The 25,564-nt window shown below is 53.1% G+C and carries 25 protein-coding genes, 1 tRNA gene, 2 pseudogenes and 1 riboswitch; of the genes and pseudogenes, 11 read left to right on the top strand and 17 right to left on the bottom strand.

The annotated features are described in order from the left end of the window. Positions 1–22 precede the first annotated feature (22 nt). Positions 23–180: riboswitch (FMN riboswitch) on the bottom strand. A gap of 171 nt (positions 181–351) precedes the next feature. Continuing rightward, positions 352–741, top strand: a complete 390-nt coding sequence (gene ubiK, locus OK412_RS20650) for a ubiquinone biosynthesis accessory factor UbiK (protein WP_010249045.1) — start codon at positions 352–354, stop codon at positions 739–741. Between the two features lie 39 nt (positions 742–780). Here ubiK and hldE read toward each other — a convergent pair whose 3' ends face one another. The 3 genes from hldE to OK412_RS20635 form a co-directional block, all read right to left on the bottom strand. Beyond that, positions 781–2,205, bottom strand: coding sequence for a bifunctional D-glycero-beta-D-manno-heptose-7-phosphate kinase/D-glycero-beta-D-manno-heptose 1-phosphate adenylyltransferase HldE (gene hldE / locus OK412_RS20645; RefSeq protein WP_010249049.1), 1,425 nt, complete (start codon positions 2,203–2,205; stop codon positions 781–783). Between the two features lie 70 nt (positions 2,206–2,275). Beyond that, positions 2,276–5,128 (bottom strand): bifunctional [glutamate--ammonia ligase]-adenylyl-L-tyrosine phosphorylase/[glutamate--ammonia-ligase] adenylyltransferase, encoded by a 2,853-nt coding sequence (gene glnE / locus OK412_RS20640; protein ID WP_264353499.1) that lies wholly within the window; start codon positions 5,126–5,128, stop codon positions 2,276–2,278. 33 nt (positions 5,129–5,161) lie between these two features. Beyond that, positions 5,162–6,472, bottom strand: coding sequence for an inorganic triphosphatase (locus OK412_RS20635; RefSeq protein ID WP_264353498.1), 1,311 nt, complete (start codon positions 6,470–6,472; stop codon positions 5,162–5,164). Between the two features lie 272 nt (positions 6,473–6,744). Between OK412_RS20635 and OK412_RS20630 the strand changes: the two genes are divergently transcribed. Beyond that, positions 6,745–7,365, top strand: coding sequence for a TIGR04211 family SH3 domain-containing protein (locus OK412_RS20630; RefSeq protein WP_264353497.1), 621 nt, complete (start codon positions 6,745–6,747; stop codon positions 7,363–7,365). 158 nt (positions 7,366–7,523) lie between these two features. Continuing rightward, on the top strand, positions 7,524–8,756 hold the full coding sequence (locus tag OK412_RS20625) for a multifunctional CCA addition/repair protein (protein WP_264353496.1): 1,233 nt from the start codon (positions 7,524–7,526) through the stop codon (positions 8,754–8,756). A gap of 15 nt (positions 8,757–8,771) precedes the next feature. Here the strand turns inward: OK412_RS20625 and bacA are convergent, their stop codons facing one another. Beyond that, positions 8,772–9,590, bottom strand: coding sequence for an undecaprenyl-diphosphate phosphatase (bacA, locus tag OK412_RS20620; RefSeq protein ID WP_010671134.1), 819 nt, complete (start codon positions 9,588–9,590; stop codon positions 8,772–8,774). 191 nt (positions 9,591–9,781) lie between these two features. Next, the gene (gene folB / locus OK412_RS20615; protein WP_010249061.1) at positions 9,782–10,141 is read right to left on the bottom strand and encodes a bifunctional dihydroneopterin aldolase/7,8-dihydroneopterin epimerase; all 360 of its coding nucleotides are present in this window, start codon (positions 10,139–10,141) and stop codon (positions 9,782–9,784) included. Positions 10,142–10,249: 108 nt separating this feature from the next. Between folB and plsY the strand changes: the two genes are divergently transcribed. After that, positions 10,250–10,855, top strand: a complete 606-nt coding sequence (gene plsY, locus OK412_RS20610) for a glycerol-3-phosphate 1-O-acyltransferase PlsY (protein WP_010249063.1) — start codon at positions 10,250–10,252, stop codon at positions 10,853–10,855. A gap of 226 nt (positions 10,856–11,081) precedes the next feature. Here the strand turns inward: plsY and tsaD are convergent, their stop codons facing one another. Beyond that, positions 11,082–12,095, bottom strand: a complete 1,014-nt coding sequence (gene tsaD / locus OK412_RS20605; RefSeq protein WP_022623892.1) for a tRNA (adenosine(37)-N6)-threonylcarbamoyltransferase complex transferase subunit TsaD — start codon at positions 12,093–12,095, stop codon at positions 11,082–11,084. 278 nt (positions 12,096–12,373) lie between these two features. Here tsaD and rpsU point away from each other — a divergent pair, with 278 nt between their 5' ends. From rpsU to rpoD, 3 genes are all read left to right on the top strand, one after another. After that, entirely contained in the window at positions 12,374–12,589 is a 216-nt protein-coding gene (rpsU, locus tag OK412_RS20600) for a 30S ribosomal protein S21 (RefSeq protein WP_001144069.1), read from the top strand. 118 nt (positions 12,590–12,707) lie between these two features. After that, positions 12,708–14,453 carry a DNA primase gene (dnaG, locus tag OK412_RS20595; RefSeq protein ID WP_010699748.1) on the top strand — a complete coding sequence of 582 codons (1,746 nt, stop codon included), beginning with the start codon at positions 12,708–12,710 and terminating at the stop codon, positions 14,451–14,453. A gap of 575 nt (positions 14,454–15,028) precedes the next feature. Beyond that, positions 15,029–16,870: an RNA polymerase sigma factor RpoD gene (gene rpoD, locus OK412_RS20590; RefSeq protein ID WP_010678531.1), complete on the top strand. Its 1,842-nt coding sequence runs from the start codon at positions 15,029–15,031 to the stop codon at positions 16,868–16,870. Between the two features lie 74 nt (positions 16,871–16,944). Here the strand turns inward: rpoD and mug are convergent, their stop codons facing one another. After that, the gene (gene mug, locus OK412_RS20585; RefSeq protein WP_060681108.1) at positions 16,945–17,463 is read right to left on the bottom strand and encodes a G/U mismatch-specific DNA glycosylase; all 519 of its coding nucleotides are present in this window, start codon (positions 17,461–17,463) and stop codon (positions 16,945–16,947) included. Then, positions 17,460–18,044 carry a TetR/AcrR family transcriptional regulator gene (locus tag OK412_RS20580; protein WP_060681111.1) on the bottom strand — a complete coding sequence of 195 codons (585 nt, stop codon included), beginning with the start codon at positions 18,042–18,044 and terminating at the stop codon, positions 17,460–17,462. The genes mug and OK412_RS20580 overlap by 4 nt, the downstream gene beginning before the upstream one ends. A 138-nt stretch (positions 18,045–18,182) precedes the next feature. On the opposite strand from OK412_RS20580, the gene OK412_RS20575 reads away from it, so the two are divergent. The 3 genes from OK412_RS20575 (at position 18,183) to OK412_RS20565 (ending at position 20,306) form a co-directional block, all read left to right on the top strand. Beyond that, positions 18,183–18,974 (top strand): SDR family NAD(P)-dependent oxidoreductase, encoded by a 792-nt coding sequence (locus OK412_RS20575; protein ID WP_264353495.1) that lies wholly within the window; start codon positions 18,183–18,185, stop codon positions 18,972–18,974. A gap of 202 nt (positions 18,975–19,176) precedes the next feature. Beyond that, positions 19,177–19,252, top strand: a tRNA-Ile gene (locus tag OK412_RS20570). 184 nt (positions 19,253–19,436) lie between these two features. Continuing rightward, positions 19,437–20,306, top strand: a complete 870-nt coding sequence (locus OK412_RS20565; protein ID WP_264353494.1) for a hypothetical protein — start codon at positions 19,437–19,439, stop codon at positions 20,304–20,306. A gap of 311 nt (positions 20,307–20,617) precedes the next feature. Here OK412_RS20565 and OK412_RS20560 read toward each other — a convergent pair whose 3' ends face one another. From OK412_RS20560 to OK412_RS20525, 8 genes and pseudogenes are all read right to left on the bottom strand, one after another. Then, a complete protein-coding gene (locus tag OK412_RS20560; RefSeq protein WP_264353493.1) occupies positions 20,618–20,896 on the bottom strand; it encodes a hypothetical protein in 279 nt (92 codons plus the stop codon). Positions 20,897–20,977: 81 nt separating this feature from the next. Then, a complete protein-coding gene (locus OK412_RS20555) occupies positions 20,978–21,400 on the bottom strand; it encodes a hypothetical protein (protein ID WP_264353517.1) in 423 nt (140 codons plus the stop codon). Positions 21,401–21,450: 50 nt separating this feature from the next. Beyond that, positions 21,451–21,620, bottom strand: a pseudogene (locus OK412_RS20550) (phage tail protein); the annotation flags it as partial. 118 nt (positions 21,621–21,738) lie between these two features. After that, positions 21,739–22,062 (bottom strand): DUF1493 family protein, encoded by a 324-nt coding sequence (locus OK412_RS20545; protein ID WP_099257950.1) that lies wholly within the window; start codon positions 22,060–22,062, stop codon positions 21,739–21,741. Further along, positions 22,059–22,427, bottom strand: a pseudogene (locus OK412_RS20540) (STM2901 family protein); the annotation flags it as partial. The gene OK412_RS20545 and the pseudogene OK412_RS20540, both read right to left, overlap by 4 nt. Before the next feature lie 8 nt (positions 22,428–22,435). Beyond that, positions 22,436–22,747 (bottom strand): DUF1493 family protein, encoded by a 312-nt coding sequence (locus tag OK412_RS20535; RefSeq protein ID WP_264353491.1) that lies wholly within the window; start codon positions 22,745–22,747, stop codon positions 22,436–22,438. Between the two features lie 8 nt (positions 22,748–22,755). Next, positions 22,756–23,199 (bottom strand): STM2901 family protein, encoded by a 444-nt coding sequence (locus OK412_RS20530; protein ID WP_192073190.1) that lies wholly within the window; start codon positions 23,197–23,199, stop codon positions 22,756–22,758. 439 nt (positions 23,200–23,638) lie between these two features. After that, positions 23,639–23,860: a hypothetical protein gene (locus OK412_RS20525; RefSeq protein WP_050498589.1), complete on the bottom strand. Its 222-nt coding sequence runs from the start codon at positions 23,858–23,860 to the stop codon at positions 23,639–23,641. A gap of 932 nt (positions 23,861–24,792) precedes the next feature. Here OK412_RS20525 and OK412_RS20520 point away from each other — a divergent pair. Next, positions 24,793–25,065, top strand: coding sequence for a hypothetical protein (locus OK412_RS20520; protein ID WP_264353490.1), 273 nt, complete (start codon positions 24,793–24,795; stop codon positions 25,063–25,065). Positions 25,066–25,183: 118 nt separating this feature from the next. On the opposite strand, the gene OK412_RS20515 is transcribed toward OK412_RS20520, so the two are convergent. Beyond that, positions 25,184–25,339 carry a YnfU family zinc-binding protein gene (locus OK412_RS20515; protein ID WP_216844881.1) on the bottom strand — a complete coding sequence of 52 codons (156 nt, stop codon included), beginning with the start codon at positions 25,337–25,339 and terminating at the stop codon, positions 25,184–25,186. Between the last annotated feature and the right edge of the window lie 225 nt (positions 25,340–25,564).

Genomic DNA, 25,564 nt, shown 5'->3' with positions numbered 1-25,564 from the left:
GACACAATTGTCCGACAGATGTCGTTACCCTCTCCCATCCGGACTGTAACCGTCGGCCCCGGAATTACACCGGATCTGCTGACCTTTACCTCTCTTTTCATCAAGATAAAGCGCTCGCGGGCTTTCAGCCGAAGCTGATTTACCGCCGGTGGGGAATTGCGCCCCGCCCTGAGAATAAGCACTTTAACTATAACGCCGATCGTTTGAGGCGGCAATCATCAATAGCGCAATTGCTTTTGCATTTCCTGCGTTACCGATTTGAGGTTTATCCTTTTCATTTCTGGCATTACACTTAACACTTATTACGTTGGTAAACACGCTGACACAGCTCCCCGTAACCAGGAAATCATCATGATCGACACGAAAAAAATTGAACAACTTGCCCGTCAGGTTCACGAAGCGATGCCTAAAGGTGTTCGTGAGTTTGGTGATGATGTCGAAAAGAAAATTCGTCAGGTTCTTCAGGCGCAGCTGACCCGGATGGATCTGGTCAACCGTGAGGAGTTTGATGTGCAGACGCAGGTATTACTGCGTACACGTGAGAAGCTGGCGGCGCTGGAGCAGCGTCTGGCGCAGCTGGAAAGTCAGGGTTCATCAGCCGGTACGCCGCCGACAGCAACCGCACCGGTAACACCTGCTGCCGCGACCACACCATCAGCCGCCGTAGCGACCTCACCTGCAGCCTCGCCGTCACCGGTTGCGGACGTGGTGAAGCCTGTTGCGGACAACAAGCCAGAATAAGCCCTTAAGCGGGAGCCCGGCTCCCGCTTACGCTGCGCTTTAGCTGCCGCGGATGGTTTTGATAATGTTGGTAGTGGAGATACCATCTTCGAAGTTCAGCACCTGAACGTCGCCGCCATTTGCCCACACTTCTTTGCTGCCCGCGATATCTTCCGGCTTGTAATCTCCCCCTTTGACCAGCAAGTCAGGGAGAATGCCCGCAATCAGCCGCTGCGGCGTATCCTCTTCAAATACCACCACCCAGTCCACCGCTTCCAGCGCGCCCAGCACGATCATCCGGTTTTCCTGCGGATTCACCGGACGGCTTTCGCCTTTCAGACGTTTAGTTGACGCATCGCTGTTCACCGCGACAATCAGTCGATCGCCGAGCTTGCGGGCATTTGCCAGGTAGGAGACATGACCGGCATGCAGAATGTCGAACACGCCGTTGGTCATTACCACTTTTTCGCCTCGGCGACGGGCCATCTCAACGGCGGCTTTTAACTGCGCTTCGGTCATGATGCCGAAACCCTGTTCCGGGCGGGCATGAATCGCATTTTCCAGCTCAACGGTGCTGACGGTGGACGTACCCAGTTTACCCACCACCACACCCGCAGCCGCGTTGGCCAGGAAACAAGCTTCTTCCAGCGAATCACCGGCCGCTAATGCCGCCGCCAGCACGCCAATCACCGTATCGCCGGCACCGGTCACGTCATAGACTTCCTGTGCCTGGGTGGGCAGATGCAGAGGCGCTTTGCCTGGCTGCAGCAGTGTCATGCCATTTTCTGAACGGGTCACCAGCAGCGCGGAGAGGTCAAAATCGGCGATCAGCTGGGTGCCGCGCGCCACGATCTCCTCTTCGTTTTTACATTTGCCGACCACGGCTTCAAACTCAGAGAGGTTCGGCGTCAGCAGCGTCGCGCCACGGTAGCGCGCAAAATCGGTGCCTTTCGGATCGATTAATACCGGTACGCCCGCTTCGCGCGCCAGAGTAATCATGGTCTGCACGCTGGAGAGCGCGCCTTTGGCGTAATCGGACAGCACCAGCGCACCCGCGGCGGCCAGTGAATCACGCATTTTCTGGTGAATCGGCTCCGGATCGACCTGATCAAAGCCCTCTTCAAAATCGAGGCGGATCAGCTGCTGATTACGGGAAAGCACGCGCAGTTTGGTAATGGTCGGATGGCTTTTGACCGCCACGAAGTCACAATGCACGTTGACGTCTTTCAGCGTGTTACTCAACACACGCGCCGCATCATCTTCGCCAGTCAGGCCAATCAGGCGCGACGCGGCACCGAGTGCTGCAATGTTCATCGCCACGTTTGCCGCGCCGCCAGGGCGCTCTTCAACCGTGTCCACTTTCACCACCGGAACCGGCGCTTCAGGGGAGATACGGCTGGTTGGGCCATACCAGTAACGATCCAACATTACATCGCCAACAACCAGCACTGAGGCTTGGCCGAACGCGGGCAGAGTCACTTTCATTCCAGACACTCCAGACTGCATTAAAAATAGTGCGCGGATGATAGCACAGTTGCGATTTGTGCTATCAGCATCACGCCAGGATAGACGCAGGCGTTATCAGCCAGCGCTGCCAGCTGCTCAGAACCGTCTGCCGCTCCGCTGCATAGGCCTCTGGCTCAACGTGGCCGGGCTGTTCCTGCAGGGCGCGATGGTGCAATGCGTCGCGCAGCGTCACATAAGCCTGCGTCAGCGCCTGTGCTTCATCGGCGGGCATTTTATGGTACTTCGCCATCAGCTCGAAAATGCGCACATTGTCAGACCAGCGCGTCAGTTCAGGCTGCTCAGCGGCGTAGCGTAAGACAAGATATTGGGCGATGAATTCAATATCGGTGATGCCGCCCGCGTCGGCTTTGATATCCCAGCGACCTTTATGTTTGTTGCTGAGGTGTGTGCGCATCTTTTCACGCATCTCACGTACTTCCGTTTGCAGCGCTTCGGCGGCACGTGGCAGCGACAGAATAGCCTGACGAATCACGCTGAAACGTTCACCCAGTGCCGCCTCGCCAAAGACGACGCGTGCCCGGACCAGCGCCTGATGCTCCCAGGTCCAGGCTTCACTGCGCTGATACTCTTCAAAGGCCTCAAAGGTACTGACCAGCATGCCCGCCGCGCCCGAAGGACGCAGGCGCGCATCCACTTCGTAGAGAATGCCGGAGGAGGTGCGGGTACTGAAAAGATGCATGATGCGCTGGGCGAGGCGCAGATAGAACTGGCGGCCATCGATGCTGCGCTCCCCTTCTGTCACCGCGTCTGCCGGGCAGTCATGCAGGAACACCAAATCGAGGTCAGAACTGTAACCCAGCTCCCAGCCCCCCAGTTTGCCGTAGCCCAGCACGGCAAAACCGCGTTCATGTTCATTACTCAGATGCGAAGGACGGCCGTAACGCTGCACCATCATATTCCACGCCTGGCGCACCACAGATTCGATAATCGCTTCTGCCAGCCAGGTGAGATGATCGCTGACTTTCATCACCGGCAGCGTTCCGGCGATGTCGGCGGCAGCAATACGCAGATGCTGTGCCTGCTTAAACTGCCGCACCGCTTCCAGCTGCTGCTCTTCGTCCTCGGTAGGGATGCGCAGCAGATACTGACGCAGCTCATCGCGATAGGCATCGGTGGCGGTTGGCTGATAGAGCGTGGCGGGATCGAGCAGTTCATCCAGCAATAAGGGATGACGCGCCAGCTGGCTGGCCACCATCGGTGAGGCGGCGCACAGGCGAATTAAGTGGCGCAGCGCACCGTGATATTCGGTCAGCAACTCCAGATAGGTGCTGCGGGTCAGCACACCGATCAGCAGCGGCGTCAGGCGGCCGAGCGTCACCGCCGCATCTTCACGCGGGCAGACTTCGCTCAGCAGACGCGGCATCAGCTGGTCCAGCGCCTGACGGCCACGCGGGCCGATGGTGCGCCGGTTGATATCCTGGCGAAACGCCTCCAGCGTCTGGTGCAGCGTAAGCCGCTGCTCGTCACTGAGCTGCGGCACCAGCGGCGCCAGTTCGCTATCCTCCAGCTGGTCCTGCCACAGCACCTGAAACTCTGCCAGCTCACGCTGATCGCCAATCTCAGGGGTATCTTCGCCAATCAGCTCGTCGAAGATAGAGCGCACCGCCGCCATCTGGCCGTCGAGCCGGGTCATCAGAGCAGGCCAGTCGGCACAATCCATCGCCCACGCCAGCCGGGCACGATGCAGTTCATCCTCTGGCAGGGTCTGGGTCTGCTCGTCGCCCAGGCTTTGCAGCAGATTCTCCAGCCGCCGCAGGAACAGGTAGGCAACACGCAACGCATCGACCTGTTCCGCGGGCAGCAGGGCCAGGGTTTTGATCGCCTCCAGCGTCGGCAGCAGTGAGCGCAGCTGCAACGAGCGCTCACGCCCGCCGCGAATCAGCTGGAATACCTGCACGATAAATTCGGTTTCACGGATGCCGCCCGCACCCAGTTTGATATTGTTTTTTAGCCCGCGTCGCCGCACTTCGCGGCTGATCATCCCTTTCATGTTTCGCAGCGACTGGATCACGCTGAAGTCGATGTAGCGGCGGTAAACGAATGGCCGCAGCATCTGCTGCAGCTCCAGGCTCCAGCGATCGTGGTCATCGCCCATCAGCCGCGCCTTGACCATGGCGTAACGCTCCCAGTCGCGTCCCTGCTCCTGGTAATAATCTTCCAGCGCGGCAAAGCTCATCACCAGCGGGCCGCTGTCGCCAAACGGGCGCAGTCGCATATCCACCCGATAGACAAAACCATCCATGGTGGGTTGATCCAGCACTTTAATCAGCCGCTGTCCCATGCGGGTAAAGAACTGAGCGTTGTCGAGTTCACGCCGTCCGCCACGCGTTGTGCCGTTTTCCGGCCAGGCAAAGATCAGATCAATATCAGAAGAAAAATTGAGTTCGCCGCCGCCCAGCTTGCCCATGCCCAGAATCAGCATCGGCTGCGCGTCGCCGTCCGCATTACAGGGCGTACCAAAATCACGACAGCAATCCTGATAAACCCAGTCACGCGCCCGGCTGATCAGCACTTCGGCTAATGCGCTGAGCTGTTGCAGGCTCTGTTCGGTTGTGGCGTGCTGCAGAGACTGCATCCAGGCGATGCGTACCAGCATACGGCGACGAAACAGCCGCAGTTCACGCATCAGGCTCGCTTCACTGTCGATGCCGCTAAGCGCCTGATTGAGCCACGCAGAGTAGTGTTGCCACTCATCAGGCTGCGGCGGCTGGTCGAGCATCGCCTGCCACCAATCGGGATGTTGTTGCAGGTTTTCCAGCACAAAATCGCTGAAAGCCAGTCCGGCAGCCTGCTCCGGGCTTAACGAAGCCAGCGGAACCCCAATCTGTCGGGCGGCCTCTTCGGCCTGGTCGCGTAGCAACGCGGGAAGTGCTGACAACATAACTCCCTCCTTGATGGCGTGACGGAATGTCCTTTAGCGGCCAGCGCCGCTGGTGAGCCAGAACGGAGGCTGTTTCAGCGCCTGCATCGCCAGCCAGGCTAACCCGGACGTCTGTTTTTCATGAATTGCCGACAGCAGCTGTTGCCACGGGTCGAGCCAGCTGACGACCGCCTCAGACGGATAGAATCCCGCCAGCAGGTGGACGGTAAGCAATTGACGCGCCAGACGGGTAGCTTTGTCCTGATACTCGTTGGGTTGTTTTACCGTGATGAACGTTTCTCTCAGATCGGCGTTGACGCGGCTCAGCATAATGTCGCTGAAGCGTTTATAGGACCCCTGCAGCTTGGCTTCCCCTTTGGCATCGATCCACTGACGCCACTGAGATTCAGCCAGCCAGTGTGTCAGCGCCAGCTGCGTCTCAACCGAGAGGGAAGATAAGCAGAAATTGGCAGCATCCTGCTCTTCATTCACCAGCGTCTCTTCCAGCGTGGTCAGCTGCTGACGCAGCGCACTGCTGGCTTTACGCGGCACCAGCGCACCAAACAGGCTGAACGCCTGACGCAGCAGATCCAGCGCTTCGCGCACCGCATCCTGGGCCGCCGCATTGCCGCGCAGCCAGACTTCTTCATGATATTGCCAGTGATGAAGTCCTGCCGACATCGCGGCCGCCATGCCCTGCTCTACGGTGGCTTTGGCGCCCGCTTTTAGCAGCGGGAAAGGCTGTATCTGGCGCGGCGGATTCCCCTGCGCCAGCTGATAGCCGCGGGCGGCTTTGCTCAGGCTGCCCATACGCAGACCACCCAGCGCCACCAGCTGCTGTGCGAAGGCCAGCAGATCCTGGCGTTCGCCACGTTTCAGCTCCAGCTCGATCTCGCACAGCGGTTCGCTGAGATTACCTGCCGTGACCTCGCCCTGATCAAACGCCACTTCAATTTCACTGTTGCCTGTGGTGATCAGCCAGATCTCGCGCTGGAAATGGGTGGTGAACAGGGGCTGCAAGCGCGGCTGCAACGCCGCGACATCGGTGCCCTGCGGCCAGATCTCTGCCGGCAGGCGTGCAATGTCCAGAACCGGTTCGCTGAGCTCAACGTTGTATTCCGGGCGCTGATGCAGTCCGCCGAGCGTCTGCCCCGCCGCTTTCAGCGTCATTTCATAACGCTGGTCTACGCCGCGGATACGCAATCCCATATCCCAGCGTCGTAGCTGGTTGTCGTCGGTTTCAAAGTAGATGTTGGTCAGCTCGCGAGCAGCCTGATGCTGATGCGGCAGAGTGGAGAGCAGTTCAGCCAGTTTCCCGGCCGCCTGTGGAGTTGCAATGAACTTTAGTTCGATTTCGATGGTCATAATTTTTTATTCACTACGCCGCTGGCACTTAAGAGGGTGTTTCCTGCATATTTCAGGCGATTATCAGCAGGTTACTCAAGCTGTCGCCTGGAGGGCAAGGGGTTATCAGGCGAAGATTAATGCACAGAAGCCGCGCTGTCTCTGCTTTCTTTGCTCTTTCGCAGACCTTTTCGCACTCTCATGAGACCAGGATAGTTCTCATTCAGATTTATGCGAGGCCTCTCCAGACTGTGCCGGTAAATTTTTAGTCAGACTAAGCCAAACGAAATCGAATGAAAAAAATTACTCTCGCTGGACTCACTTTGCTGGCCCTTAGCACCCTTGCACCTGCCCATGCCGAAGAAAAACGCTATGTTTCTGATGAACTTTCAACCTGGGTTCGCAGCGGACCGGGCGATCAGTTTCGCCTGCTCGGTAAGCTGAACGCCGGGGAAGAGGTGCAGCTGTTACAGACCAACAATGACACGCATTATGGCCAGATCCGTGATTCGGAAGGCCGCACCACCTGGATCCCCCTGTCGCAGCTCAGTGCTAATCCGAGCCTGCGCACCCGGGTGCCTCAGCTTGAGCAGCAGGTGAAAGATCTGACCGCCAAACTGGATAACATCGACAACGGCTGGAACCAGCGCACGGCTGAGATGCAGAACAAAGTCGCCAGCAGCGACGGCGTTATCAACGGGCTGAAAGGCGAGAATCAGAAGCTGAAAAATGAGCTGATCGTCGCGCAGAAGAAAGTCAGCGCCGCTAACGTTCAGCTGGATGATAAGCAGCGCACCATCATCATGCAGTGGTTTATGTATGGCGGCGGCGTGCTGGGCGTCGGCCTGCTGCTGGGCCTGTTACTGCCGCACATGCTGCCGCGCCGTAAGAAAAGCGATCGCTGGATGAACTGACACCATTTAGCCGGATTTGAGCAGGGGATCGCAGGATCCCCCTTTTGGCATGTCTGCAATCCGGGGAATCTGTGCAACAATAAAATGATATGCACCGCTGATTTCAGGCGCGGGACGCGCCCGGCGTGCAGGTCATTTCTTTTTCTCTGGAGTTTTGCGTGAAGACGTTTCTTGTTGGCGGTGCGGTGCGTGATGCGCTGCTGAATCTGCCGGTTACAGACAAAGATTGGGTGGTGACAGGTTCCACGCCCGAAGCCATGCTTGAGCAGGGCTATCACCAGGTCGGTCGCGATTTTCCCGTTTTCCTGCATCCCGTCAGTCGCGAAGAATATGCGCTGGCACGTACCGAGCGGAAAAACGGGAAAGGCTACACCGGTTTTGTCACCTGGTCCGCGCCCGACGTGACGCTGGAGCAGGACTTACAACGCCGCGATCTGACCATCAATGCGATTGCGCAGGATGAAAACGGTGAGCTGGTCGATCCTTATAATGGCCAGCGTGATATTGCCCTGCGCCTGCTGCGTCACGTCTCTGACGCCTTCAGTGAAGATCCGCTGCGGGTACTGCGCGTTGCGCGCTTTGCGGCGCGTTTTGCCCATCTCAACTTTCGTATTGCCCCCGAAACCCAGCTGCTGATGCAGCAGATGGCCGAAAGCGGCGAGCTGTCGAATCTCACTGCTGAGCGGGTGTGGAAAGAGACGGAAAAGGCGCTGAGTTCCCGTAATCCGCAGGTCTATTTTCAGGTCCTGCGCGACTGCGGTGCATTGCAGGTGCTGTTTCCTGAGCTGGATAATCTGTTTGGTATTCCTGCGCCGATTAAGTGGCACCCGGAAATCGATACCGGCGTCCATACGCTGATGACACTGGCGATGGCCGCCGCCCTCTCCAGTGAGATCGAGGTGCGCTTCGCCACGCTGTTCCATGACGTCGGCAAGGCGCTGACGCCGCCTGAGTTGTGGCCCAGCCACCACGGTCATGGCCTGGCCGGCGTTCCCCTGGTCGAGGCGCTGTGCCAGCGACTGCGGGTGCCAAACGCGATTCGCGATCTGGCGCTGATTGTGACCGAATTTCACGACGTGGTGCACACTATTGAACGGCAATCTGCCGCGTCGCTGGTAGCACTGTTTGACCGAATCGATGCCTGGCGTAAGCCACAGCGCGTTGAGCAGATGGCGCTGACCAGTGAAGCGGATGCGCGCGGGCGAGCCGGACTGGAGAGCATGGCTTATCCGCAGGGTGACTATCTGCGTCGTGCTTTTGCGCTGGCGCAGGCGGTGCCGACCAAAGCGGTGGTCGAAGCGGGATTTAAAGGTGCAGAAGTGCGGGAAGAGTTGACGCGACGACGGATTGACGCCGTCGCGCAGGGTCTGGCGATTACGCAGCCTGACTAGCAGGCTGCGTGGGCTTTACATGAAGACCATGTAAACCGCGGCTGCCACAATAAAGCGGTAGATCGCGAACGAGACAAATGAGATGCGTTTGATCAGCTGAAGGAAGGCTTTAATCGCAATCAGCGCCACGATAAACGCCGTGACAAAGCCTACCGCGAACATCGGGAAATCCGCCATCGTCAGGAAGCCGATGCTCTTGTACAAATCCAGTACGGTTGCACCCATCATCATTGGCACTGCCAGGATGAAGGAGAACTCCGACGCCGCATAGCGGCTCACGCCCATCAGCATGCCACCGGAGATGGTTGCACCGGAACGTGAGAAGCCCGGCCACAGCGCTAAGCACTGGAAACAGCCAATCATCAACGCCTGACGATAGGTAATATCATCGACGCCCACCGCTTTCGGCTGTTTTGGCTTAAGGTACTCAGCTGCCAGCAGCAGCACACCCCCTACCACCAGGGCGTACATCACGTTGATCGGATTAAACAGCGTTTTGATCTGATCGTGCAGCACCAGACCCACGACCACCGCCGGTACCATACCCAGCAGGATATGGATCAGCGACAGACGGCCAGTGCCGACGCCTTCATGTTTGACTTCGCCAAAGTGGATGCCGATCAGGCCAAACAGACGGCGCCAGAACATCACTACTACAGCCAGAATCGATCCTAACTGGATCACAACTTCAAAGGTCTCGGCTTTTTCACCCTCAAAGCCCAGCAGGTGACCCACTATAATCATGTGCCCTGTGGAAGAGACCGGTAGAAATTCGGTCAGCCCTTCCACAACGCCCAGGATTGCAGCTACCCAAAGCTGATGAATATCTGCCATCAAATGTTTCCTCTATCCGTTTCAAAACCATTAAAAAGGCGGTAGCGCGTGGCTATCGCCTGAAATCATGCCGCTATCAGCCTGAATTAAACCTTAAGGTCTACACCATTTCGCCTGCTGTAACGAAACGGTACACGCTATGACAGACAGTAATTTGGTTTGGTTTCATTGTGATGGCAATCACATCGTATTTATTTAGGAATAGTCCCGCGCTCAATTCGCACGCCAACCTGTGCTGCCTGGGCTACAGCCCCCGGTTTGCTTACCTTTATGCGGACGCCAGGCGAATTGAAACGGTTCATCAACAGATCCGCGATTTCTTCAGCAACCCGTTCAACCAGCGCAAAACGACTGCCGGTAAGATGCGTCAGAATCGCCGAGGAGACATCCGCATAGCTGAGACAATCTTTCACATCGTCGCTGCTGGCCGCCAGACGGTTATCCCAGGCCATTTCGACATCGAGCACCAGCTTCTGCTGTATGCCCTGTTCCCAGTCGTAAACGCCAATAGTGGTGAAGACCGTGAGTTGTTCTATAAATACGATATCCATGATGAGAGTCTCTGTTTTTGGCTAAGCCGGATACCACTTCCGGCTGATTATGCGTATTATCCACGGTTAAAGAGATCAAAACGACCCTAAAGGGAACGGTACGGTGTTATGAGTGCTTTCGCGCTTGGTATGATTATTTTCGCGTATCTTTGCGGTTCGATTTCCAGTGCGATTCTGGTTTGCAAACTCGCTGGCCTGCCCGATCCGCGCACACACGGTTCCGGCAATCCGGGTGCCACCAACGTCCTGCGTCTGGGGGGTAAAACCGCAGCAGCCAGCGTATTAGTGTTTGATGTGCTGAAAGGGATGGTGCCGGTCTGGCTGGCCTATCTGATGCACGTGACTCCGCTCTATCTCGGCCTGACCGCCATTGCCGCCTGTCTGGGTCATATCTATCCGGTGTTCTTTCACTTTCGCGGTGGCAAGGGTGTGGCGACGGCATTTGGCGCGATTGCGCCGATTGGCTGGGACTTAACCGGGCTGGTCACCGGCACCTGGCTGTTAACGGTCTTACTCAGCGGCTATTCCTCGCTGGGTGCCATCGTCAGTGCGCTGATCGCGCCTTTTTATGTGTGGTGGTTCAAACCGCAGTTCACCTTCCCGGTTTCTATGCTCTCCTGTCTGATCCTGCTGCGTCATCACGATAATATTCAGCGGCTGTGGCGGGGTCAGGAAGGCAAGATCTGGAAGCGCAAAAAGAAATCTCAGCCATAAAAAAAGCTGGCCTGAAGGTGTCGACAAAGTCTGGCTTTATGTCCGCGACTGCGCAGGAAACAGGGTCAGATCGGAAAGACGCAAAAGCCGTCATCCCTGACCGCTCGGCCCGCGCCATCCATGGCGCGTGACGCTTTCCTCCTCTGACCCTGTTCCCTGCGCGTTGAGCTTATCCGTTACGGCCAGATTCCCCCAGATGCAGGCTTGTGAGCCGGCTTTTTTCACATCAGATGGCGGGCAGTTCCGACAGCGGCCAGCGCGGTCGCACGCTGACGCTTAACTCTCCCCGCGTTCCGCCTTTTAACCGCACCATGCCCGCATACGCGATCATCGCACCGTTATCGGTACAGAACTCCGGGCGGGCGTAGAACACTTCACCGCCGCGCTTTTGCATCATGATCGCCATCTGCTCGCGCAGTGTGCGGTTAGCGCTGACGCCACCGGCAATCACCAGACGCTTAAAGCCGGTCTGATCCAGCGCACGCTTACATTTGATCGACAGCGTATCCACCACCGCATCTTCAAAGGCGCGGGCGATGTCAGCACGGGTCTGAGCATCATCATCATTGGCGCGGATAGTATTGGCGGCAAAGGTTTTCAGGCCGGAGAAGCTGAAATCCAGGCCCGGACGATCGGTCATCGGACGCGGGAAGGTAAAACGTCCCGCCGTGCCCTGCTGCGCCATCTTCGACAGCATTGGCCCGCCCGGATAATCCAGCCCAAGCAGCTTGGCCGTTTTGTCGAACGCTTCACCCGCGGCATCATCGATCGATTCACCCAGCAGCGCGTATTCACCAATGCCGGTGACGCTAATCAGCTGCGTATGTCCGCCCGACACCAGGAGTGCGACAAACGGAAATTCCGGCGGATTCTCTTCCAGCATCGGCGCCAGCAGGTGGCCTTCCATATGGTGGACCGGCACGGCGGGGACTTTCCAGGCAAACGCCAGGGCGCGGCCAATGGTGGCACCAACCAGCAGCGCACCGACCAGTCCAGGGCCTGCCGTGTAAGCCACCGCGTCGATCTGCTGCGGCTCCAGACCGGCCTCTTTCAGCGCAGCCTGAATCAACGGCACGGTTTTACGCACGTGATCACGTGAGGCCAGTTCCGGCACCACACCGCCATAATCGGCGTGCAGTTTTACCTGGCTGTAGAGTTGGTTAGCCAGTAATCCGGCCTCGTCATCATAGATTGCGATGCCGGTTTCATCGCACGACGTTTCAATACCCAGAATTCGCATTGCATCACCTCATTCTTGCGGCGCGCAGTTTATCACAGCAATTGGATGTGCAGCGCGGGCATCCACCGTAAAAAGTCATTTTCTGTCGGCTAAAGAGTGCGCTATACTCCCGCCCCTGGAAAAACCGGCAGCCGCACAGGCAAACGCTCCTGTTGGTTTCAAATTATCCATGGTGCTTTACAAACCAACTTGAGTTGGAGTAAAATGCTGCACCATTTTGAAATGTGCTGGCGCCGCAGTCAGCAGCAAAAACCGAATTTTATCGAGGTGAGAGTTACATGCCGGTAATTAAAGTACGTGAAAACGAGCCATTTGACGTAGCACTGCGTCGCTTCAAGCGTTCATGCGAGAAAGCAGGCGTTCTGGCTGAAGTTCGTCGTCGTGAGTTCTATGAAAAACCGACTACCGAACGTAAGCGCGCTAAAGCGTCAGCAGTTAAGCGTCACGCCAAGAAACTGGCTCGCGAAAACGCACGCCGCACTCGTCTGTACTAAGTCGTTCCGGAGGTCCGCCTCCACCGCGTGATTCACGCAGACAGAGTCAAGTAAAAGGCCGTGCTTTCCGAAAGGAAGCGCGGCTTGTTGCCGTTTATGAGCTGAAAATCTGGGGCGTATGGCTGGACGAATTCCACGCGTATTTATCAACGATTTACTTGCCCGCACGGATATCGTGGATCTTATCGATGCCCGCGTTAAGCTGAAAAAGCAGGGTAAGAATTTCCATGCGTGCTGTCCTTTCCATAATGAAAAAACGCCCTCTTTCACCGTAAACGGCGAAAAGCAGTTCTATCACTGTTTCGGCTGTGGTGCACACGGCAACGCTATCGACTTTTTAATGAACTTTGATCGTCTGGAGTTTGTGGAAAGTATTGAAGAGTTAGCCACTTCCCACGGTTTAGACGTGCCTTACGAAGCAGGCAGCGGGCCCAGCCAGATGGAACGCCATCAGCGCCAGAGCCTGTATCAGCTGATGGAGAACCTGAACGGTTTTTATCAGCAGGGTCTGCAGCAATCCAGTGCGCAGCCAGCACGCGACTATCTTGATCGTCGTGGTCTGAGCGCCGAAATCATCAATCACTTCGCCATAGGTTACGCGCCAGCCGGCTGGGATAACGTTCTCAAGCGTTTTGGTAAGCAATCGGAAGATCGCGAGTCATTGATGGAAGCGGGCATGCTGGTCAGCAATGACAAAGGCCGAACTTATGACCGGTTTCGCGACCGCGTCATGTTTCCGATCCGCGATAAGCGTGGACGCGTCATAGGTTTTGGCGGACGCGTACTGGGTAACGATACGCCGAAGTATCTGAACTCGCCGGAAACACCTATTTTCCATAAAGGCCGCCAGCTCTATGGCCTCTATGAAGCCGTTAAGAATCATCCTGAACCCGCCCGCCTGTTAGTGGTTGAGGGATACATGGACGTGGTTGCGCTGGCGCAGTACGGGATAGATTATGCCGTCGCGTCATTAGGCACCTCCACCACTGCTGAACACATTCAGTTGCTGTTCCGCAGTACCGACACCGTGATCTGCTGCTACGACGGCGACAGGGCTGGTCGTGAAGCGGCATGGCGTGCGCTTGAAACCGCATTGCCTTACATGAATGATGGTCGTCAGCTACGCTTTATGTTTTTACCCGATGGTGAAGACCCGGATACGCTGGTACGCAAAGAGGGTAAAGACGCCTTCGAAGCGAGGATGGAGCAGGCGATGCCGCTCTCTTCGTTTTTATTTGATAGCCTGCTGCCGCAGGTGGATCTGAGCTCACGCGACGGAAAAGCGCGCCTGAGCACGCTGGCTTTACCGCTGATTACGCAGATCCCTGGTGAGACCTTACGTATTTATATGCGTCAGGAACTGGGGAATAAACTGGGTATTCTTGACGACAATCAGCTTGAAAAGCTGATGCCGAAGCTGGCCGCAAGCGGAACGACGCCGGTAGCACCACCGCTGAAGCGTACCACTATGCGCGTGCTGATCGCGTTGCTGATTCAGAGTCCGCAGCTGGCCACCCTGGTGCCTTCGCTTGATGGGCTGTCTGAGTCAAAAATGCCGGGTTTACCGCTATTTATTGAATTAGTGGGCCGTTGTAATGAGAATCCTGGATTGACCACCGGTCAGCTACTAGAGTTATATCGCGGAACAAATTTTAGTCAGACGCTTGAAACACTGGCGATCTGGAACCACATGATAGTAGATGAGGAAGCCGAAGCGGTGTTTCAGGACTCGCTGGCCAGCATCTACGACTCTGCTCTTGAAGAGCGCCTGGAGTTTTTGATTGCGCGTGAACGCACCCAGGGACTGAGCGCCGATGAGCGCCGGGAACTCTGGACTCTCAGTCAGGCGTTTGCCAGAAAGTAACTGTTTTCAGCACGCTGCCCGTTCTGACAGAGGAAAGGGCAGATTGCCTGTTTTAGTGCTGCTGACACCCGTTTCGATACCGTGAACAGTCCGGGACCGAAATAGTCCGCAGTACCAGGTTTAAAGGCCTCTGGCGTAGAGCCAGGCCCGCAGCACATAGTTTTAAGGCCGCAGGCGTCGAAGCCAGTCTGGTCACCGCCAGCGCACAGCTTCCGGAGCGTACTGAAGTACGTGAGGAAAGCGAGCACTGCCGGGGAGCAGAATGGCGAGTAAGCCAGGCCCTTAGCACAAAATTTAAAGGCCGCAGGCGTCGAAGCCAGTCTGGTCACCGCCAGCGCACAGCTTCCGGAGCGTACTGAAGTACGTGAGGAAAGCGAGCACTGCCGGGGACAAGAATGGCAAGTAAGCCAGGCCCTTAGCACAGAGTTTATACAAGCGGCTTAAGTGCCGATTACTGATGGGCAAAGCCCACGCCGCGACGAAGGCAGCGGCAAGAATTAAATGCCTTTACTGCTATTGTTGGCTCGCTGCCGACCGACACCAATCTAATTTAACAGAAGTGTGGATACCGTCTTATGGAGCAAAACCCGCAGTCACAGCTCAAGCTTCTTGTCACCCGTGGTAAGGAGCAAGGCTATCTGACCTATGCTGAGGTCAATGACCATCTGCCGGAAGATATCGTCGACTCAGATCAGATCGAAGACATCATCCAGATGATTAACGACATGGGTATTCAGGTGGTTGAAGAAGCCCCGGATGCCGACGATCTGATGCTGAACGAAAACAGCTCCGATACTGACGAAGATGCCGCGGAAGCTGCCGCTCAGGTGTTATCCAGCGTTGAATCTGAAATCGGGCGTACCACTGACCCGGTCCGCATGTATATGCGTGAAATGGGTACCGTTGAACTGCTGACGCGCGAAGGCGAAATTGACATCGCTAAGCGTATTGAAGACGGTATCAACCAGGTTCAATGTTCTGTAGCCGAATACCCTGAAGCGATTACGTATCTTCTGGATCAGTACGACAAAGTTGAAGCAGGCGAATCACGCCTCTCCGATCTGATCACCGGTTTCGTCGATCCTAACGCAGAAGAAGATATCGCCCCCACGGCAACGCACGTGGGCTCTGAACTCTCTGATGCCGATCGTAAGGACGATGAAGAAGAAGATGAGGAGGATGATGACAGCTCCGACGACGATAACTCAATCGATCCGGAACTGGCGCGCGAGAAGTTTTCTGACCTGCGTAAGCAGTATGAAACTACCCGCGCAGTGATTAAAAGCAAAGGTCGCAGTCATGCTGCCGCCGTTGCTGAAATCCAGAACCTCTCTGATGTCTTCAAGCAGTTCCGCCTGGTACCGAAGCAGTTCGATTACCTGGTCGGCAGCATGCGCACCATGATGGAACGCGTCCGTACGCAGGAACGTCTGATCATGAAGCTCTGTATTGAGCTGTGCAAAATGCCGAAGAAAAACTTCATCACGCTGTTTACCGGCAACGAAACCAATGAAACCTGGTTCAAAGCCGCACTGGCCATGAACAAGCCGTGGTCTGAAAAGCTGCTGGAAGTGCAGGATGACGTGACACGTTCCCTGCAGAAGCTGGCGCAGGTTGAAGAAGAGACCGGTCTGACCATTGAACAGGTCAAAGACATTAACCGTCGCATGTCGATCGGTGAAGCTAAAGCACGTCGCGCCAAGAAAGAGATGGTGGAAGCTAACCTTCGTCTGGTTATTTCGATTGCCAAGAAATATACCAACCGCGGTCTGCAGTTCCTTGACCTGATTCAGGAAGGTAATATCGGCCTGATGAAAGCGGTAGATAAGTTTGAATATCGCCGTGGTTACAAGTTCTCGACCTATGCGACATGGTGGATCCGTCAGGCTATCACCCGCTCTATCGCCGACCAGGCGCGTACCATCCGTATTCCGGTGCATATGATTGAGACCATCAACAAGCTCAACCGTATTTCACGCCAGATGCTGCAGGAGATGGGCCGCGAACCCACGCCGGAAGAGCTGGCCGAACGTATGCTGATGCCAGAAGATAAAATCCGCAAGGTGCTGAAAATCGCTAAAGAGCCGATCTCCATGGAGACGCCGATTGGTGATGATGAAGATTCACATCTGGGCGATTTTATCGAAGACACCACGCTGGAGCTGCCGCTGGATTCTGCTACCTCAGAGAGCCTGCGTTCTGCTACCCATGACGTGCTGGCTGGCCTGACCGCGCGCGAAGCGAAAGTGCTGCGCATGCGTTTCGGTATCGATATGAACACTGACCATACGCTGGAAGAAGTGGGCAAACAGTTCGACGTTACGCGTGAGCGTATTCGCCAGATTGAAGCCAAAGCTCTGCGTAAACTGCGCCATCCGAGCCGTTCGGAAGTGCTGCGTAGTTTCCTCGACGATTAAGTCAGACAAAAACCCCGGTTCGCCGGGGTTTTTTATGCCTGCCTGTTACTGCCTCTCCCCTGCCCTGCGCAGATTCATTCGTTCCCCGCATGCAGTTCCACATAAAGCTGACGATAAGCCTCTACCATCTCGTCCAGCGATGCGCGATTAAGGCCGCTGGGATTCGGCAACACCCATACCTGCGTTTTCCCCATACATATCGGCTGTTTGCCCCATTCGACTTTGCTCTGCTTAAAAGCACGACGAAACGCATCCTTACCCAGAATCGCCAGCGCTGCCGGCTGGTAATCCAGCACCTTTTCCATCAGCCGTTTACCGCCATCCCGCAGCTCATCAGGCTCTAACTCACTCGCCTGCACCGTGGGCCGCTCAACCAGCATGGTGATGCCGCAGCCGGTCTCCGTTAAGCGCTGCTCCTCTTCCGGCTTCAGCTGCTGCTGGGTGAATCCCGCCAGATGGATCACTTTCCAGAACCGGTTGCCGGGATGCGCAAAGTGAAACCCCTGATGGGCGGTTGACTGACCCGGGTTAATGCCACAGAACAGCACATCAAGACCGGAACTGATGATGTCGCGGATAGCGTGTTCACTCATGCCGCCACCTCCAGCGTGCGCTGCTTCAGCGCATCGCGGCTGCGTTGCAGCATCTGGCTGGCCTGCTCTGCATCCGGACAGGCTCGCGCCAGCGCCAGCGCACCAACCATCTCTGCGAGCATGCTGGAGGCCAGCGCTTCCGCATCGGGCAGCCTCAGCTCACGCAATATCTGCGCCAGACCGGCATGCATCGCGTTAAAGCCCTGTGCGAAGATCTGCCGCGTTGGCTGTGGAAGATGAGCTACTTCACTCACCAGAGCGGCTAATGGACAGCCCTGTGCCGGCGCATTGCGATGCGCCTCGGAAAGATAGCTATCAATAAAATCTGCCAGCTGCTGCGCTGGCTCTGTCACGGACTCCGCAGGCTTGAAGGTATCGGCTTCAGCAAACATATGCTTCAGCACCTCCTCGACCAGCTCCTCGCGTGAGGTAAAATGCGCATAAAAACCGCCGTGTGTCAGACCGACCCGCTTCATCAGCGCCGCCACACCAATTCCTTCGGTGCCGGTTTCACGCATCACGCGCGCCGCCTCATCAAGGATACGCTGCCGCGTATGCGCTTTGCTGCTCTGCTTCTCCATCTCATCTCCTGCGGTGTCTGCTACGTAGCGTCTGGCTATTATAGTAATTATTACGGTCATCATATTCCAGCTTGACGACAGATATGATGATCGTCATATTGATGGCTATTATGACGACCATCATACGAGGAAAAAGAGATGTCACAATCAGGCACAGCTTTAATCACCGGCGCATCCAGCGGTATCGGTGCGACCTATGCAAAACGACTGGCAGCATGCGGTTATGATTTGATTCTGGTCGCACGCGATCAGGGGCGGCTCACCACCCTGGCTGACGCACTGGCAAAGCAGCACGATATTCGGGTGACGGTTATGGCGGCTGACTTAACGCACGAGCAGGATCTGCAACGCGTGGAGTCGGAGATCGCGAACAACGCACAGATTACGCTGTTGCTGAACAACGCGGGCATGGGCGTTGAGGGTGAGTTTCTGGAGGCGGACATCACACGCATTAACACCATGCTGGCGTTAAATATTCTGGCACCCACCCGTCTGGCACAGGCGGCTGGCCGGGCTTTCAAAGCGCGCGGTAATGGCATCATTATCAATATCGCCTCGGTGTTGTCGCTGGTGCATGAGATGTTCAACGGCGCTTATAACGCCACTAAGTCTTATGTACTGACTCTGACGCGTGCGATGCAGCGTGAACTCGCAGAGAGCGGCGTGCAGGTACAGGCCGTGTTACCCGGTGCGACCCGTACGGAGATTTTCGACCGCGCAGGCCAGTCTATTAATGACATTCCGGCTGAAATGCTGATGGACGTTGATGAGATGGTGGACGCCGCGCTTGCCGGACTCGACAGCAAGGAGACGGTAACCATTCCGTCGCTTGAGGATCTGCAGATGTGGCACGACTACGATCAGGCACGTGGCACGATGGTTCCCCACCTTTCACGGAATCAATCAGCATCCCGTTATCGTCAGCGCTGAGTCAGCTATCAGCCATAACGACTGAAGTCCGGTTTCACTAAAGGCACGGAGAAGCATGATCCGTGCCTGTTTGCGACTTCGGGATCGCGGTTCGCCAGATTTGTTATAGAAATCAGCAGGTAAATCACTGCTGCTTATTTCAGCAACCGGTGGCTGAGTGCTGGATTGCCCTGAAGAGATACTTTATAATCCCCGCTCCGCTGGCCCCTTAGCTCAGTGGTTAGAGCAGGCGACTCATAATCGCTTGGTCGCTGGTTCAAACCCAGCAGGGGCCACCAATTTATTCTTTCTATTCAGCAAGTTAGATACCGTTTTCTTAAGGTCTCATTTTATAACTACCTTTAGTGTCGCAAAAGTGTCGCACGAGCATCATCGGCTATGATTCTTGGTAAGCACAGGTTGTCACCCAAATCTTGTACGCCACCCAAGGTGAATGTGGTTTAACGATTTTAAGGGCTATTAATGGCTGATCCTTTTTCGACGTTCATTGGTCATCTTGCTAACTTGATATCCTTTAAATCATCACTAAGGTTATTGATTATTGCTGGTTCCATTATTGCCTGTTGGGTTTATATTAGACCTGAGTTAGTCCCATTAAAAATCCCTTCAGAACTGCTGGTTTCCGTAGTTGTAGCTATTGGGTTTTCAATTGGCGCATTGATATCTTCAGTAATTTATTATATTTCCGACCAAATTACTTCCGCTATAAAAAAATTAATACTTAAGAGAAGAGAAAAAAAGAAAGAATTAGAAGATAAAGAAAACTTAGAGATCCTTAATGACGAAAAAAAAAGATTACTTATAAATAGTTTTGATGAGTACTCCTATTCGGCCAAAGAAATATTGCTCAAACTGCTTTATAAAGATTGCGCCATACGCATAGAGGATAGTAATGTCTCACATTTCAATGTAGCGTTTATGGGGTTACTTGAAGGAAAAATAATTCTAATCCTAAATCGGATTGATAAAAAAACGTCTTTTTGCACAATCAATCCAATTTATAAAGAAAGTTTATTAAGAATTTATAATGATAAGCATCAGCATGAAGTCAATGAACTTTTCAGTATTAACCCAGAGGGATTAGATAAATTAATATCTTTATTCAAAGAAACCTCATATAGTGAAGATAAACTATTTACAATTGATGATTCTGTTTATTCAAATAGATACAGATACACGCCAGCTATCAAATTTGAAGCCTACTCGGATGATGAATTTGGTGAAGATTGTGATATTCAATTCTACATTGATGACCACCACTTTCCATTCATTGTGGAAAAATGCGGGCCAAAATTAAGAGGTTATATATTGTGCCAACATATAGCGGATTAATGTCAAGATGCATATTGGTGGGTTATGTTCTTCCTACGCATGCATGCCACAGGCTCATTACGGAGTTGTTTAACAGATGTACTGCAAATTCTCTAGCTGTCGCTTAAAACCTTTCTGACCGCTGTGACCGATTTCAGTTAGCTTATAAGCTGCCCCCGCCTTGAAACCTCCGCAACCCTTGTCCTGTCTGAGGTTGATGATTAGTCACTTACACCTCATGGAGATCCGCCTGAGATCCAGCAGGCGACCAAAAAATATAATATCCTTTAATTTCAGTTATATGAGAATCAAGAGAGATCCATCTCAGATCCTTAAAACTGAAAATCACTGAAATTCTTTTCACTCTTTTCAGTTGGAGAACTCGGGCAGAAAGCCAGTAGCCGTGCGGGCTGGCCATACCGTTTGTAAAAAAAATCAAACTGAAAATTTTTATGATGCAAAACCTGCAGGCGGGTGCGGTGTAGCGCCGATTTTGTCTGCGCAGCGATTATTTTGTCTGCGCAGCGATTATTTTGCCGGGGCTGACGCGAAGCCAGTGCCACGCTCTGCGGATGATCTGTCAGGGGTAATAGTGCGTGATGGTCGCGCATGTGCTTGGCGCAGCGTGCGTTTGAGGCGTTCTGGTGACGGGTAACAAAAAACCCGCTGCGATAGCGGGTCAGTGTGCTGGCTTACTTGCCGATGACGGGTGCGTATGGCTGGCCAGCTGTTTCCTCCAGTTGCTGCACAAGCGCCACGGTATCTAGCATCAGCTGGGCCACGTTAATCTTCTCTGAACCAATCCACACAACCGGCGCGATAATTTCCTGACGCGTCCCGGCAATGCTCTGGCGCAGCTGGCCAATTTTTTCAGTCAGTGCCTGACCGACTTTAATTGCCGCGCTGCCGGTGACGTCCGTTTCCGCATTACCGCCCACTGTAATCAGCTGGCTCTGCTGCGTGGCCACGCTGTAATTGCCTGTCGTCACGTGCTGAATTGCTCCGGCCATCAGTGACGCCGTTCCGATCACCGTGGTCCTGTCCGTGGCTTTGACTGTCGTTTCCCTGCTGACCAGCTCACGCGTTTCCGTATCGGCTTTAACTTCCCGGCTCATGGACGTTTCACGGATGGCCTGATCGGTCTGGCGTTCCCAGTATCCGACCCTGTCGCTGAAGGTGAGTATGTCGGTTAACTACCGGGCGGTTTAGCCGAAAAGTGGCTGCGTCGTCGCCGGTACAGACCAGTCCGACAATCGCGGTGCTAACGGTGGTGATGGTTCGCGTGCCTTCGTTGATTCCCTCAACGCGCATGCCGTGGTGATAATCCTGTGACATGTGGCGGTTCTCCTGTGAAGGGATTCCGCTATGGTCAAATCTTAGGGAAGGGAAATCATGCTGTTGTCATTGTGTTGCAGCTGATACAACGGGCAAACCTGCTGCCCGCAGACAGTGACTAAAAGAGCCAGCGACCGGCAGCGGCTGACTCAATAAACATGCGTATAGTCAGGGGGGCTTTATCCTGCTTTACCGGCGCGCGGGTGAAAAAAGAACGGGTTTTCCAGGGGAAATAAGTGGCGAGCGTAAAACCTGCTGGTTGTACGTTAAAATCACGAAAAAACTTCTCCGATACCTCCGCAATATCGTCTGCTTCAAAGAGCTCCTGCAAAATATCATCGTCACCGATTTCAATCTTTTTTAAAAGAAGCGTTGTTACCAGCGGCAGTTCGCGCAGCATATATTTGCGCACCAGGTCAGGAGTAGTCGTCATATCATTCACCAGATTTTATCCTCCGGCCTCACAATCATGTTATAGCGATGTACGGTACGAAAACTGATTTGCGCAACATCATTTGCCAGGATAACCCACCCTACAACCGGCACGGCCCTGCCCACAAAGGCACCCAGATTATTCACCCAGAAAATTTTCAGCCCGCGCAGGCTGAAGGATTTTAAGGTCAGAGTCAGGAGAATGCGCCGCCGGAATTTATAGGACATATGCCTGCGGAAAAAGAGTGACACAACCGACGTGCCTGGTGTTGACGTGAGCGGTTTCCCCGGCACGTCAATATTATTGTTACCGAGAATGATGTTTGCAACGGCTACAATATCCTGCACGCCCAACTGTTTCTGGGTTTCATCAAGCTTACGTTTTAGTAAAGCCACTTCCCCGCCTCAGCGGAATCAATCAGCATCTGAACAGTTAAAGGCTCAGGTTGATGATGATCGGTGCGCAGATATTTTGGCAAAATAGCGTTCGGCAAAAAGGGTATTCCTGTAGCGGGAAAATAGAGACGAAAATCAAATCGCTTCATATCAACACTAAATAGTTCAGCATATTCTTCAAAAAACTCAAAGGCCTCTTCAGGCAAAACGCAATTTTTACCTGTACTCAGGGATGCATCATCTGGCATTTCCCAAAAGTATTTCTTTATCAGACGATGAACATCTTCAACTTTACTCATAACCAGCCTTATCCTTTTTCACCTGTAATCAGCTTATAGCGATGAACAACATTTCGGGTAATAATCGAAAGATCATATGCAGTTAACACAGCGCCAATCCAGGGCACCCAACGTCCAACATATGCCCCGACACTTGTTGTATATGCCCATTCACCGCGCAGCATGCTTTTCCATGTAATAGTACGGCGTTTTTTCTGAAAACGCTGGCGAATAAGCATTCGGCTTGCGAGAGAAAGCGGGCTGGTTCCACGTGTGGTTTTTTGTGCATCCAACTTACCTCTGACTGGAATCACAGGGAAGCTTGCCAGCATTGACGCGATTGCAACCATATCAGTTATTCCACTAAAGTTTTTTTTGAACTCATCAAGTATAAGCCAAAACAGAAGCTCATCACCATCAACACTCATTCCATCAAAGAAGTATCTTCCATTTATTTGCTCTGTCGTATCCATACCGTTTTCCTGACACAAATGAAGATAAATATCTTAATGCCTCTGTTTAGCCCGGTCCATACTGAATCATTTAACTGAGAAGATTAACTTAAACATACAAAAATGCTGTAAGCCATTGTGGAACTATAGTCTCAGCATTCTCCATCAGGCTTCTGTAGAAGATACTTTTGTGTTTAACGTTCATACGGCATATACATAGTTTTCTATTACGTAAGCGACGCTCCTAACCGAAGCAGTAATTAATCCCGGCAGCGGCTGCGACCTCCGCCACCCGTGCATAATTCGCTAATAAATATCCCGCTAATGATATGCATCAGCCTGGCTTTGATAGTCAGCTTTATAGTTTTATTGGTATCTTTGGCGACTACAAAGAAAGTCACAATCAGTATCACGGCATTGTTGTTTGATAGCTTAAATTACGGATCACATCCCATACCGATCATGCTTCTCCTTTTAGCTTATCCATCAGGTAAGCAACAAAGTAGGCAAGCATGAAGAACCCGAAGAAACCAACAATTTTCCACAGCCAGCCATCAAGTAAGAACAAAGAGAAAAATGCAGCAAATGAGAAAACCCCTGTTGAGATGGCTTCAAAAATATTTGCAGTTTGTATACCAATGAACTTACCGAATTTTAGAAGAAATGATTTTGCAGAGCTCATTTTGCATCCTTTCACATATTAATCACTGTCTCTTGATATGAATCAAATAGGATCCGAGTGGCCTTTCTACGAGGAAATAGACCATATCCAGATTCATTCGAAAAACCTTTGAAGAGTCCATCAGAAATCTACTTTGCATCCGCCTTGATGAGACTAAAACCCCTTCAGTCTAACCTTGCACTATGAGAACCTTCAACAATAGCGAAGAACCAACTCTGACTAACCGCTTAATATTCTCAACTGTAACGTCACAAGTGAATATTTTTTTAGCGATAAATTGGGTCAGGATAAATTGTGAACCCAATCTTTCCCCCAGTCTGCCAGCACCCTATCCCGGTTTACAATCGAGAGCTGGTTTACCTTCATTATCGAGCTTTGGGTAAAAACCGTTAATCACAACAGTAATCAGTTGCCGGATGGGTTCACGCCTGTCTGAAGTGGCTTTCATTGATGGGTAATAAAAAATCCGCTGCAATGTAAGTTCCACTCAGCCAGACACGCGATCTTGTCATCAGCTGCAATGCTGATATCAACCCCATCCTGCAGCGGCTTAGTGGTCCGGTTTGCCTCATCGGCTGCGGCGGCGAGTCAGTTGATAGCTTTCAGCACTGCATTTTCAGCTTCCGTTACCTGGGCTACAGGTTCACCTCTCCTTTCCATGATTAACCTCACACTCGCTTACCCACTATTTTCCCTGTAAAAGACGCCACTCATCCTCATTCTGATAACCCGACTAATACTCAGGGCTGACTTTTTAACCCTGCAGAGGGTGTATCAGATTATTTTCATAAACCCGCTATATTTACGGATATGAACAAATGCAGTCAAAACGGGCCAATTGAAATCTGCACAACGTGTGCGCTGAGGTCAGATTCACAATTTTGCAGATTAATTTATTGAACAGAAGAGTATGAATAGATTAGAGGTTTATCATGAAAAGTTCATCGAGTGCTGAACTCTGCTGCCGGGTAATTCATGGAAGAACCATCATGCCGCTGAAGAACGTTGCGTTGTATCAGGTCGAATTTGAAAATGGCAGATTTGCTGTGTTACGCATTAATAACCTTCTGACGCTTCAGGAAGGCGATATTATTTCAAGAGTTAATGAAGTGTGGTCTGCAGGACCAGATATTATTCAACTTTCACCATTCGAATTTCTCGACCAGGGTGAATCAAAGCGTTATTTCACCGAGTATGAAAGATAATGCAGAGTTATCAGCACATTGAAATTAATGTTACGAAGATATTGCCTCAATGAGGGATAAGGTTAAACAGTATGACTTGCTGCTGCCTGCTGTTCGCAACATAAAAAGACGACGGACTTTATATAACATACAATGACTTACAGTGAGGGCATAAGACTGCCTGTCCTTTATTCTTTTTAGCTACAGACTGTCTGGAAAACTTTTTACACACCGGACACTGTGTATTGGTTTCGCTGCTGTGTAGCGCGTCGAAGAGAAAGCTCAACCAGGTCATGTCGTTATCCTCTGAAATATTTTCCTCAGCGTAACACAGTGCAGGTAAATTAATTTTTTTATCTGTCGGCTCTGATGTTAAACAGGGCTAAGGTGAGGAGAAGGCAGCTGTTTATTTTTTTAACTTTATTTTATCGCCATAAGAGAACGCCAGACGGTTAATCAGGATAGCTACGAATAACGGAAACAGGACTATAATCAATATCATCTACACCTGTTTATCACC

Origin of the sequence: Pantoea sp. JV6, from assembly GCF_025910055.1 — a bacterium.
Taxonomy (GTDB): domain Bacteria; phylum Pseudomonadota; class Gammaproteobacteria; order Enterobacterales; family Enterobacteriaceae; genus Pantoea; species Pantoea agglomerans.
This window is presented reverse-complemented; position numbering and strand designations above follow the sequence as displayed.